Here is a 13,506-nt window from a genome sequence, read left to right as displayed (position 1 = left end):
TCGACGAGCAGTACTGCCGCGAGCACTTCGCCAGGCTCCGGACGGTGGCCGGGCCGGTGGCCGTGGCGGAAGAGCGGGGCGCGGGTGTCGAAGGGGACGTCCTCGCGGGACGCGGCGACGGCGGCGTCGGAGGCCGGCAGGTCGAACGGGAGGGTCGCGGTCATCGGGGCGCGGCCGAGGGCTGCATCCAGGACGACCTCGTCCGCGGCGCCGAACTCCCCGATCAGCAGGGCCGCGTGCGGGGCCAGCGGGGTGAGCACGGCGGGCCGTTCCAGCTGGGCGGCGAAGACCGTGGGGACGGCGGCGGCCAGGGCGGTGAGCCGCTCGACCTCGGCCGCCTCGAACTCCAGCGAACCGCTGTGGAAGTGCTGTTCGAGCATGCCCTCGCGCCGCTCGTACGGGGTGGCGAGGCGGACGACGGCCAGGTCGGCCTGCTCCGGGTCCTCGACGACGGTGCCGTAACCGGCGGCGACCTGCGGGTCGATGCCCTCGACGTAGAGCCGGGTGGCGGCGGTGGCGGTGCGCGGCTCGCCGGCCAGGTGGACCACGGAGCGGCGCTGGACCTCGCGGCCGAGCGCCCGGCCCTCCGGGGTGCCGACCAGTTCGGCGGCGGCCTCCACGTCGACGTACGGGTCGTCGAAGAGGCCGAGGCGGAACTTGTCGCGCAGGATGCGGCGGGCCGACTCGTCGAGCCGGGCCTCGGTGACGGCGCCGGAGCGGACGGCGGCCAGGATCAGCTCCGGGTCGGTCTCGCCGCCGAGCTGGTCGGCGCCCGCGTCGAGGGTGAGCACGACCTGCTCGGCGACGGACAGCTCCTCGACGCCCCAGTGCCGCGGCGGCAGGGTGACCACGCCGGGGACGCTCATGCCGGTGATGGCGTTGAAGTCGGTGCAGACCACGCCGTCGAAGCCGTAGCGCCCGCGCAGCAGGCCGGTGATGACGTCCCGGTTGAAGTTGGCGCCGACCTCGGCGAGGCCGCTGCCGGAGGGGATCGCGTAGGCGGGCATGATCTGCGCGGTGCCCGCGGCGAACGCCGCTTCGAAGGGGCGCAGGTGGGTCTCCAACTCGCCGCCGGGGTAGACCAGTCGGCGCCCCGCGGCGAAGTGCGAGTCCTCGCCGCCGGCCTGCGGGCCGCCGCCGGGGAAGTGCTTGGTCATGCAGGCGACGCTGTCCGGGCCGATCCGCTCGCCCTGGAGGCCCTCGATGTAGGCGGTGATCATGCGCGAGGCGCGCTCCGGGTCCTCCCCGAAGGTGCCGCTGATCCGGGCCCAGCGGGGCTCGGTGGCGAGGTCGGCCATCGGGTGGATGGCGACCCGGATGCCGACGGCGCACAGCTCGCGGCGGATCAGGTCGGCGTAGCGGCGCACCAGTTCGGGATCGTCGGTGGCGGCGAGGCCGATCGGCTCGGGGCCGGTGCTGAAGCCGCCGCCGGTGTGGGCGGTGGCCGGGTTGGCGGTGAAGCCGTGCCGGGGGTCGGAGGAGAGGGTGACCGGGATGCCCAGCCGGGCGGCCGCGGCGAGGTCCTGGACGTGGTTGTTCCACGCGGCCATCGCGCGCGGGTCGGGGACGGCCATCATGGCGAAGTGGGTGAGGCCGCGTTCGGTGATCAGGTCGGCGCCGGAAGGGAACGGCGGGTGCTCGCCGGGGAGCATCCGGCCGTGCAGCATCAGCGCGGCCTTCTCCTCCGCGGTCATCCGGCCGAGGAGGTCCTCGACCCGCTCCTCGACGGGCAGCCGCGGGTCCTCGTAGGGCTCCATGGTGCCGTTGTGGTTGAGGTCGCGGAAGGGCGTGCCGTCGGTGTGGTGCAGGAGGGTCGTCGTCATGCCGTCACCTCGGCGGCGTTCGACACGGCGGTGCGGGCGGCGGCCTCGGTACGGGCGGCGGCCTCGGTGCGGGCGGCCTTGGCGCGGAAGGCGTCCAGTGTCTCGGCGGTGGCCCCGCAGGCGGCCAGGAAGGCGGCGGCGCCGCCGTGCTTGGTGCGGACCAGGTCGAGGAAGGCGCTCATCGCCCCGGCGGGGGCCTCCAGCAGCGGGGCGGGGACGACCAGTCGGCCGGCCTCGACCTCGTTGAGGGCGGCGCGGTTGCGGTCGGCGAGCCCGGCCCAGATCTGCTGGATCGCCTCGTTGGTGCGGGCGTAGTCGGCGACGATCTCCTCGGCGGGCACCCCGAGCAGCTCCAGCAGCAGCGCGGTGAGCAGCCCGGTGCGGTCCTTGCCGGCGGCGCAGTGCACCAGCACCCCGCCGGGGCGGGCGGTGGCCTCCACGGCGGCGGCCAGGGCCTGCGGCGCGGACTCGGCCATCAGCAGGTAGAAGGCGCCGAGGTCCTCCGCCGTGGTCATGGTCAGCATGGCCTGGGCCAGTTCGTCGTTGGTGGGCTCGATCCGGGCGGCGACGACGGCGATGCCGGCGGCCTCGGCGGCGGCCCAGTCCTCGGGGCTGCTCTCGGCCTCGCCCCGGAGGTCGACCACGGTGGTGACGCCGTGCTCGCGCAGCTGGGCGACGACGTCCGCGTCGGCGGCGGGGAAGGGCTGGGCGGAGCGGAACAGGGGGTGCCATGCGCCTCGACCACGTCCACCTCGGCGGCCGACAGCCCGGCGTCCGCCAGCGCCTGGCGAATCACCCGCTCCTGCGACGGGCCGTTGGGGGCGGTGAGGCCGTTGGACGCGCCGTCCTGGTTGACCGCGCTGCCCCGCACCACCGCGAGCACCCGGTGGCCGTTGCGCCGCGCGTCGGACAGCCGCTCCAGCAGCAGCACGCCCACGCCCTCGCCCCAGCCCGTACCGTCCGCCTCCGCCGAGAAGGCCTTGCAGCGGCCGTCCGCCGCGAGGCCGCCCTGGCGGTCGAACTCCGCGAACACCACCGGGGTCGACATCACCGAGACGCCGCCCGCGAAGGCCAGTTCGCACTCGCCGCGGCGCAGCGCCTGGGCCGCGAGGTGCAGGGCGACCAGCGAGGAGGAGCAGGCGGTGTCCACGGTCATCGCCGGGCCCTCCAGCCCGAACGCGTACGAGATCCGGCCGGAGAGCACGGAGGCGGCGTTGCCGGTGGCCACGTGGCCGTCCACGTCCTCCTCCGAGGCGGCGAGCACCAGCGGGTAGTCCTGGCCGTTGGTGCCGGCGAAGACGCCGACCGGCCGGCCGCGCATCGCCCTCGGGTCCACTCCGGCGGACTCGAAGGCCTCCCAGGAGGCCTCCAGCAGCAGCCGCTGCTGCGGGTCCATCGCCAGCGCCTCGCGCGGCGAGATCCCGAACAGGCCCGCGTCGAACTCGGCCACGCCCTCCAGGAATCCGCCCCGGGCGGCCGCGTCCACGCCCGTCCAGCCGGCCTCCCAGCCGCGGTCGGTCGGGATGCCGGTCATCGCGTCGACGCCGTCGGACAGCAGCTCCCAGAGCGCGTCCGGGGAGCCGGCGCCGCCCGGGAAGCGGCAGGCCATGCCGACGATCACGATCGGCTCGTCCTCGGCCCGGGTGCGGTCCGCGACCTCGGCGGCCACGGCCGGTTCGGCCGCGCCGAACAGCTGCTCGCCGAGATGGCGCGCCAGCGCGGCCGGGGTCGGACGGTCGAAGACCAGGGTGGCCGGCAGCGCCAGCCCCGTCCGGGCGCTCGCCAGGTTCCGGAACTCCACCGCCGTCACCGAGTCGAACCCGAGGTCGCGGAACGCCTGCTCGGCGCCGACCGCGTCCGGCGAGCCGTGGCCGAGCACCGCCGCGGTCCAGGACCGCACGGCGTCCAGCAGCAGCCCGGAGCGCCTGCTCCCGGGTGCCGCCGCCAGCTCGGCCCGGAACTCCTCGGCCGGTCCGGCGCCGCGGGTGCCGGCCGTGGCCGAGGCGGCCTCCGGCAGGTCGGCCAGCAGGGCGCTGGGCCGCAGCCCGCCCGCACCGGCCGCGAACAGCGACCAGTCGACGTCGGCGACCACCAGGGCGGCCCCGTCGTGGCCGATCGCCCGGGCGAGTGCCGTGACGGCGAGCGCCGGGTCCATCGGCGGCAGGCCGCCGCGCCGCAGCCGCTGCACCAGGGCCGGGTCGGCCGCCATGCCCTCGTTCGCCCACGGGCCCCACGCGACCGAGACGCCCGGCAGGCCGCGCTCGCGCCGCCCCTCCATCCAGGCGTCCACGAAGGCGTTGGCGGCGGCGTAGTTGCCCTGGCCGGCGCTGCCGACGGCGCCCGCCAGCGAGGAGAAGGCGACGAAGAACTCCGGCTCGTGGCCCCGCGTCAGCTCGTCCAGAATGACCAGGCCGGCCGCCTTCGCGGCCAGCACCGTCCTCAGGCGCTCCGGCGTGAGCGCGTCCAGCGCCCCGTCGTCCAGCACGCCGGCGGCGTGCACCACGCCGATCAGCGGGCGGTCCGCCGGCACCGCGGCGAGCACCGCGGCCAGTGCGGTCCGGTCGGTCACGTCGCAGGCGGCGACCACGGCCTCGGTGCCGCGCGCCGCGAGCTCCGCGACCAGGTCCGCCGTGCCCGGCGCGGCCGCCCCGCGACGGCCGGTCAGCACCACCCGGGCGACGCCGTGGTCGGCGAGCCAGCGGGCGACCTCGGCGCCCAGCGCGCCGGTCCCGCCGGTGACCAGGACGGTCCCCCCGGCGGTCGGCGACCAGGACGGCGCGCCCGCGCCGGCCGTCGCCCGGACCAGTCGGCGGCCGTACGTGCCGGAGCCGCGCACGGCCACCTGGTCCTCGCCGCCACCGGCGAGCACGGCGGCCAGCCGGGTGCCGGCCCGGGCGTCCGGCGCGGACGGCAGGTCGATCAGACCGCCCCAGCGGTCCGGGGACTCCAGCGCCGCGACCCGGCCGAGGCCCCACACCTGCGCCTGTCCGGCGTCGGCGGCCCGGTCCGAGCGGCCGACGGAGACCGCGTGCGCGGTCAGCGCCCAGAACGGGGCGGTGACGCCCGCGTCGCCGAGCGCCTGGAACAGGGCCAGGGTCAGCTCCAGGCCCGGCGAGACCGCCGAGTCCGGGTCCGGTTCCCCGGCGAGCGCGGCCAGCGACACCACACCGGCGAACGTGCCCGGGCCCGCCTCGGCGAGCTGCGCGGCCAGGGCCGCCCGGTCGGTGCCGACGGGCTCGAAGCGGACCACCTCGGCGCCCGCCGAGCGGATCGCCGCCGCCACGGCCTCGGTCAGCGGGTGCTCGGCGGCCGCCCGCGGGACGGCCAGCAGCCACCGGCCGGTCAGCACCGGGGCGCCGGCCGGGGTGCCGAGCGGCCGCCACATCACCCGGTAGCGCCAGGAGTCCACCACCGAGTCGACCTTGCGCCGCTGCCGCCACGAGGAGAGCACCGGCAGGGCCGCGCCGAGCAGCTCGGCGGGGTCCGGGGTGTCCAGGAGGTCGGCCAGATCGCCGAAGTCCTCGCGCTCCACCGCGTCCCAGAACCTGGCCTCCACCACGTCGCCGACGGGCTCGGCGGCACCGGCCTGCGGCCAGAACCGCTGCCGCTGGAAGGCGTACGTCGGCAGCTCCACCCGTCGGCCCTCGGGCAGCACCGTGGACCAGTCGGCCTCGGCGCCGTCCGCCCACAGCCGGGCCAACGCCCGCAGCGCGGTCCGGGAGTCCTCCCGGCCGCGGCGCAGCAGCGGCGCGAACACGCCGTCCGCCACGCTCTGCTGCGCCAGTCCGCTCAGCACGCCGTCGGGGCCGAGCTCGGCGAAGCGGGTAACGCCCTCGCGGTGCAGGGTCTCGACGCCGTCGGCGAAGCGGACGGCCTCCCGGACCTGCCGCGCCCAGTACTCGGGGGTGGTGAGCAGCCCGGGCCCGGCGATTCCGCCGGTCAGGTTGGAGACGACCGGGATCCGCGGTTCGTTGAAGGTCAACTCCGCGAGCACGGCGGCGAATTCGGCGAGCATCGGCTCCATCAGGGCCGAGTGGAAGGCGTGCGAGACGGTCAGCCGACGGGTCTTGCGGCCCTCGGCCGACCAGCGCGCGGCGTACTCCTCGATTGTTTCGACCGGACCGGAGACCACCACGGAGGTCGGGCCGTTGACGGCCGCCACGTCCAGCCGGTCGCCGATCGCGGCGCGGACCTCGGCCTCGGTGGCCTGGACCGCCAGCATCGCCCCGCCCTCGGGCAGCGCGTCCATCAACCGGCCGCGCGCCGCCACCAGGGCGCACGCGTCCGCCAGCGGGAAGACCCCGGCGACGTGGGCGGCCGCGATCTCACCGATCGAATGCCCGAGCAGGAAGTCGGGGGTCACGCCCCAGGATTCGAGCAGCCGGTACGAGGCGACCTCGACGGCGAACAGGCCGGCCTGCGCCCACACCGTACGGTCGATGCCGATGCCCTCGAACACCGCGTCGGTGAGCGGCCGGTCGAGCCGGAGGTCCAGCTCCGCGCGGACCGCGTCGAAGGCCTCCGCGAACACCGGGAAGGCCTCGTACAGCCCCCGCCCCATGGCGGCGTACTGCGAACCCTGGCCGGTGAACAGGAAGGCGGTCCGACGGTCGGCGACCGCGCCGCGGACCACCGCCGCGTCGGGTGCGTCGTCCGCCAACGCGGCCAGGCCGCGCAGGAGTTCGGCGTGGTCCGCGCCGACGATCACGGCCCGGTGGTCGAGCGCCGCCCGGGTGCCGGCCAGCGACCAGGCGACGTCCCGGACGTCCGCGCCGGGCTCGGCGAACGCCCGCAGGCGCCGCGCCTGGTCCCGCAGGCCCTCGGCGGTCTTCGCCGAGACGGCCCAGACGGGCAGCACCGGCGCCGCCTTCGGCTCCTCCACCGGGGCCGACGGCACACTCTCCAGGATGACGTGGGCGTTGGTGCCGCTGATGCCGAAGGAGGACACCGCCGAGCGGCGCGGCCGGTCCAGCTCGGGCCAGGGGCGCGCCTCGGTGAGCAGTTCCACCGCGCCGGCCGACCAGTCGACCTTCGGGCTGGGCCGCTGCGCGTGCAGGGTCGCCGGGAGCAGGCCGTGGCGCATCGCCTGCACCATCTTGATGACACCCGCGACGCCCGCGGCGGCCTGGGTGTGGCCGATGTTGGACTTGATCGAGCCGAGCCAGAGCGGCTCGCCGTCGCGGTCCCGGCCGTAGGTGGCCAGCAGCGCCTGCGCCTCGATCGGGTCGCCCAGCACGGTGCCCGTGCCGTGCGCCTCGACGGCGTCCACCTCGGCGGCCGACAGCCCGGCACTCGCCAGGGCCTGGCGGATCACCCGCTGCTGAGCCGGACCGTTCGGGGCGGTCAGGCCGTTGGAGGCGCCGTCCTGGTTGACCGCGCTGCCGCGCAGCATGGCCAGGACCCGGTGCCCGTGGCGGCGGGCGGTGGAGAGGCGCTCGACCACCAGGACGCCGACGCCCTCGCCCCAGCCCGTACCGTCCGCCTCCGCGGCGAAGGACCTGCAGCGGCCGTCCGAGGACAGCCCGCCCTGGCGGTCGAACTCGGCGAAGGCGGCCGGGGACACCATCACCGTCACACCGCCGACCAGCGCCGTCTCGCAGTCGCCCTCGCGCAGCGCCTGCGCCGCCCAGTGCAGGGCCACCAGCGAGGAGGAGCAGGCCGTGTCCACGGTGACGGCCGGACCCTCCAGCCCGAAGACGTACGACACCCGGCCGGAGATCACACTGTTCGCCGAGCCGGCCAGGACGTGGCTCTTCGCCTCCTCCAGGCCGCCGACCGCGTTGTAGCCGGAGTTGGAGGCGCCGACGAAGACACCGATCTGCTCGCCGCGCACCGAGCGCGGGTCGATCCCGGCGTCCTCGAAGGCCTCCCAGGACGCCTCCAGCAGGATCCGCTGCTGCGGGTCCATCGCCAGCGCCTCGCGCGGCGAGATCCCGAACAACCCGGCGTCGAACTCCGTCACACCTTCCACGAAGCCGCCGCGCGCCGCCTCGGCCGCGATGCCCTCGACCGACCAGGCGCGGTCCACCGGGAAGCCGGTGACGCCGTCCGCCCCGGCGGCCACCAGGTCCCACAGCCCGGCGGCCGAACGCACCCCGCCCGGATAGCGGGCGCTCATGCCGACGATCACCACCGGGTCGTCCGAGACGGCCACCGCCGCACCGGTCTCCTCCGCGGCCGCCACCGTCACCGGTACCGACTCCAGCAGTTCCCCGGCCAGATGGGCCGCCAGCACCGCCGGCGTCGGATAGTCGAAGGCCAGCGTCGCCGGAAGGGCGAGCCCGGTGTCCTTCACCAGCAGGTTCCGCAGGGCCACCGCCGTCAGCGAGTCGAAGCCGAGGTCCCGGAACGCCTGACCGGCGTCCACCGCCTCCACCGACGTGTGGCCCAGCGCCGCCGCCGCGGACGACCGGACCAGGTCCAGCAGCATCCGCTCCCGGCGCCCGGCCGCGGCCGCGGCCAGGGTGTCCAGGAACGCCGAGGCCCCCTCGACCGCCGCCACCGGCGCCGACCCGCGGCCGGCCTCCGGCAGCTCCGCCAGCAACCGACTGGTGCGGACGGCGGTGAAGGCCGGCGCGAACCGCTGCCAGTCCACGTCCGCGACCGTCACACAGCCCTCGTCCCCGTCCACCGCACGGGCCAGCGCCAGCACCGCGAGACGCGGGTCCATCACCGCCAGACCACGGCGGCGCAGCTGCTCGGCGGCCTCGCCCTGGGCGGCCATGCCCTCGCCGGCCCACGGCCCCCAGGCCACCGACGTGCCCCGCAGACCCCGCGCCCGGCGCCGCAGCACCAGCGCGTCCAGGTGGGCGTTGGCCGCCGCGTAGACGCCCTGACCACCACTGCCCCAGGTCGCCGCGACCGAGGAGAAGGCCACGAACAGATCGAGGTCCAGATCGGCGGTCAGCTCGTCGAGCAGTTCGGCGCCGGCGGCCTTGCCGTCGAGCACCCGGGCGATCTCCGCCTCGTCGGTGTCCGCCAGCGGTGCGGCGCCCTGGCCCACCCCGGCCGCGTGCACCACGCCGGTCGGCCTGTGCTCGGCGAGCAGCGCGGCCAGCGCCTCCCGGTCGGTCGTCGCGGAGGCGGCCACCACGACCTCGGCGCCCGCCTCGGTCAGCTCGGCGGCCAACGCGGCGGCGCCCGGCGCGTCCGCGCCCCGGCGGCTGGTCAGCACCAGCTTCGGCACTCCCCGGCCGACCAGCCAGCGGGCCGTCTCCGCGCCCAGCGCGCCGGTGCCGCCGGTGATCAGGACCGGACCGGACGGCGTCCACGGCGCGGCGGGCGCGGCACCGGAGGCGGCGCGCGCCAGGCGGCAGCCGTACGCCCCGGCGCCGCGCACGGCCACCTGGTCCTCGCCGGTGCCGCCGCCGAGGACGGCGACGGCACGCTCGGCCGACTGCGGGTCGAGGACGGCCGGGAGGTCGATCAGACCGCCCCAGCGCTGCGGGTGTTCCAGCGCCGCGACCCGCCCCAGGCCCCAGAGCTGGGCCTGGACGGGATCCCGCAGCGGGTCGGAGCGGCCGATCGAGACAGCACCGCTGGTGACCAGCCAGAGCGGGGCGTCGACGCCCGCCCCGCCCAGCGCCCGCAGCAGCGCGACCGCACCGGACACCGGGGCGTCCGAGGGAAGCAGCGCCACGACGCCGGCGATTCCGGCCACCCCGGCCGGGACGGCGTCGAGGGCGAACGGGAGCACCTCGGCGCCGGCCTCCCCCAGCGCGGCGGCCAGCGCGGCCCCGGGCTCGGAGCCCTCCGGCGCGGCCAGCAGCCACGTCCCGGAGAGGCCGGTCCCGACGAGCCCGGCGAGCGGCTTCCAGGTCGCCCGGTAGCGCCAGGAGTCGATCACCGCGTCCTGACGGCGCGATCGCCGCCAGGCGGTGAGCACCGGCAGGACGGAGTCCAGACCCTCGGGCGCCCGGTCGGCGTCCAGGGTGGAGGCGAGGCCCGCCAGGTCCTCGTTCTCGACCGCCGCCCAGAACCGGGCCTCCGCCGGGTCGGCCGCGACGCTCGTCGGCTCGGCCGCCTCCGGCCAGTAGCGCTCGCGCTGGAAGGCGTAGGTCGGCAGCGGCACACGCCGGGAGGCGGGCAGCAGCGCGGACCAGTCGATCGCGGCGCCCGCCGTCCAGAGCGCGGCCAGCGCGGTCAGGACGGTCTCGCGGCCGTCCCGGTCCTTGCGCAGCAGCGGCACGCCGACCACGTCAGGGGTGCTCTGGGCGGCCAGCGCGGTCAGCACACCGTCCGGGCCCAGCTCGACGAGACGGGTCACGCCCTCGCGGTGCAGGGCCTCGACGCCGTCGGCGAAACGGACGGCCTCCCGGACCTGACGCACCCAGTACTCGGAGGTGGCGAGCAGCCCCGGCTCGGCGATCCCGCCGGTCAGGTTCGACACGATCGGGACCTGCGGCTCGGCGAAGGTCAACTCCGCCAGGACGGCCGAGAATTCATCGAGCATCGGCTCCATCAGGGCCGAGTGGAAGGCGTGCGAGACGGTCAGCCGGCGGATCTTGCGACCCTCGGCCGACCAGCGGGCCGCGAACTCCTCCACCACCTCCGCCGGACCCGAAACCACCACCGAGGTCGGGCCGTTGACGGCCGCGACGTCCAGCCGGTCGCCGACCGCGTCACGAATCTCGGCCTCGGTGGCCTGGACGGCGAGCATCGCGCCGCCCTCGGGCAGCGCGTCCATCAGCCGGCCGCGCGCCGCCACCAGGGCGCACGCGTCCGGCAGCGAGAGGACGCCCGCCACATGGGCGGCCGCCACCTCGCCGATCGAGTGCCCGAGCAGCACGTCCGGGACCACGCCCCAGGATTCCAGCAGCCGGAAGGACGCCACCTCGACCGCGAACAGCCCGGCCTGCGCCCACACCGTACGGTCCAGGTCCTCGACGCCGTCGAGGACGACCTCCCGCACCGACCGCCCGAGCCTCCCGTCCAGCTCCGCGCAGACCGCGTCGAACGCCGCCGCGAAGGCGGGGAACGCCTCGTACAACTCCCGGCCCATGCCGACCCGCTGCGCACCCTGACCGGTGAACAGGAACGCCGTGCGGCCCTCGGTCGCGATCCCGGTGACGACCCCGCCCGAGGGGCGGCCGTCCGCCAGCGCGAGCAGGCCGTCCAGCAGCGCCGCCCGGTCGTCGCCGAGCACCACCGCACGGTGGGCCAGCCCGGTCCGCCCGGTCGCCAGCGACCACGCCACGTCCTGCGGACGGGCCCCGGACTCCAGCGTCTCGGACTCCAACTCCCCTGCCAGGCGGGCCGCCTGGGCCTTCAGCGCCCCGGCGCTCTGCGCCGACACCACCCACGGCGTCGGCCCCGTCACCTCGCCGACCGGCGCCGCCTCCTCGGCCGGCGCCTGCTCCAGCACCACATGGGCGTTGGTGCCGCTGATCCCGAAGGAGGACACACCCGCCCGGCGCGGACGCTCCGCCTCCGGCCACGGCCGGGCCTCGGTGAGCAGTTCCACCGCGCCCTCCGACCAGTCCACCTCGGAGGTCCGCTGCTCGGCGTGCAAGGTGGCCGGGAGCGTCCCGTGCCGCATCGCCTGCACCATCTTGATCACACCCGCCACACCGGCCGCGGCCTGGGTGTGCCCGATGTTCGACTTGATCGAGCCCAGCCACAGCGGCTCGTCGCCGCGGCCCCGGCCGTAGGTCGCCAGCAGCGCCTGCGCCTCGATCGGGTCCCCGAGCCGGGTCCCCGTCCCGTGCGCCTCCACCGCGTCCACCTCGGCCGCCTCCAGGCGGGCGTCGGCCAGTGCCTGCCGGATCACCCGCTCCTGCGCGGGCCCGTTCGGCGCGGTGAGGCCGTTGGACGCACCGTCCTGGTTGACCGCGCTGCCGCGCACCACCGCGAGCACCTGGTGCCCGTTGCGACGGGCGTCCGACAGCCGCTCGACCAGCAGCAGGCCGACCCCCTCGGACATCCCGGTGCCGTCGGCGTCGGCCGAGAAGGCCTTGCAGCGCCCGTCCGAGGCCAGTCCGCCCTGGCGGTCGAACTCCGTGATCACGCCGGGCGTGGCGAGGGTGGTCACGCCACCCGCCAACGCCAGGTCGCACTCGCCGCCGCGCAGCGCCCGCACCGCGAGGTGCAGCGCCACCAGCGAGGAGGAGCAGGCGGTGTCCACCGTCATGGCCGGGCCCTCCAGCCCGAACACGTAGGCCAATCGGCCGGAGGCGATGCTGGTCGCGCTGCCGGTCATCAGGTGGCCGAGCGCGCTGTCCGGGATCTGCATGCCGAGGCCGTAGTGGGACGCCGCCGCGCCGACGAAGACGCCGGTGGAGCGGTTGCCGAGGTCGGCGGCCACGATGCCGGCATCCTCGAAGGCCTCCCAGGCGGTCTCCAGCAGCAGGCGCTGCTGCGGGTCCATCGCCAGCGCCTCGCGCGGCGAGATCCCGAACAGGCCCGCGTCGAACTCGGTGGCGCCGTCCACGAATCCGCCCCGGGCGGCCTGTCCGTGCGCCACGTCGAGGGGCCAGCCGCGGTCGGTCGGGAAGGCGGCGGTGCCGTCCTCGCCGGCGGCCACCAGCCGCCACAGGTCGGCCGGGGAGGCGACGCCGCCGGGCAGGCGGCAGGCCATGCCGACGATCGCGATCGGCTCGCCGGGGTCGGCCGTCGGCGCCGGCGTGGCGACGGCGGGGGCCGGGGCGCTCTCGCCCAGCAGCCTGGTGGCCAGGTGGTCGGCGAGCGCGGTCGGGTTCGGGTGGTCGAACACCGTGGTGGCGGGCAGCCGCAGGCCGGTCGCGGCGTTGAGCCGGTTGCGCAGTTCGACCGCGGTCAGCGAGTCGAAGCCGAGGTCGCGGAAGGCCTGCCGGGCGCCGATCGCCTCGGCGTCCGCGTAGCCGAGCACGGTGCCGGCGTTGCCGCGGACCAGGTCGAGCAGGATCTGCCGGCGCCGGCTCGCGGAGGCGTTGCGCAGCTGTCCGGCCAGGGTGCCGGTGTCGCCGGCCTCGCGCTCGGCGGCACGGCGCACCGCGGGCCGGATCAGGCCGCGCAGCAGGGCCGGGACCTCGCCGCCGCCGGTGCGGTCCAGGGCGACCGGCACCAGGTGCGGGGCGGGCAGGGCGGTGGCCGCATCGAAGAGGGCGAGGCCCTGTCCGCTGTCCAGGGCGGTGCCGAGCTTGTCGGTCCGCGCGTCGGCGCCCGGGTTCAGGTGCCGGGTCATCTCGCTGGCCTCCTGCCACAGGCCCCAGGCCAGTGACTGGGCGGGCAGCCCGAGGGCGCGCCGGTGGGAGGCGAGGCCGTCCAGGAAGGCGTTGGCCGCCGCGTAGTTGGCCTGGCCGCCGGTGCCGAAGGTGGCGGAGGCGGAGGAGTACAGCACGAACATCGCGAGGTCGCGGTCGGCGGTCAGCTCGTGCAGGTTGACGGCGGCGTCGACCTTGGGCCGCAGGACGGCCTCGACCCGCTCGGGGGTCATCGCGTCGAACACGCCGTCGTCCAGGGTGCCGGCCGCGTGGATCACGCCGGTGAGCGGGTGCTCGGCGGGGATCGCGGCGAGCACCGCGGCCAGCGCCTCGCGGTCGGCGGCGTCGCAGGCCGCGACGGTCGCCGCTGCCCCCAAGTCCCGCAGCTCGGCGACGAGTTCGGCAGCTCCCGGGCCGTCGGCGCCGCGCCGGCTGAGCAGCAGCAGGTGCCGCACGCCGTGCCCGGCCACCAGGTGGCGGGCCAGCAGCCCGCCCAGGGTGCC

Annotated in this window: 2 protein-coding genes and 1 pseudogene; all 3 read right to left on the bottom strand. The window is 76.6% G+C overall.

The features are described 5' to 3' along the window. Positions 1 to 1,823: glycoside hydrolase family 3 protein (locus ACIQOV_RS06765; protein ID WP_401045707.1), on the bottom strand; the 1,823-nt coding region annotated here is incomplete at its 3' end. Next, entirely contained in the window at positions 1,820 to 2,545 is a 726-nt protein-coding gene (locus ACIQOV_RS06760) for a tyrosine-protein phosphatase (protein ID WP_401045711.1), read from the bottom strand. The genes ACIQOV_RS06765 and ACIQOV_RS06760, both read right to left, overlap by 4 nt. 2 nt (positions 2,546 to 2,547) lie before the next feature. Then, positions 2,548 to 13,506, bottom strand: a pseudogene (locus tag ACIQOV_RS06755) (type I polyketide synthase); the annotation flags it as partial.

Origin of the sequence: Kitasatospora sp. NPDC091257 (assembly GCF_044757675.1) — a bacterium.
Lineage (GTDB): Bacteria > Actinomycetota > Actinomycetes > Streptomycetales > Streptomycetaceae > Kitasatospora > Kitasatospora lactacystinica.
Note: the sequence above shows the minus strand (reverse complement) of the source record. Positions and strands in the feature narration are given on the sequence as shown.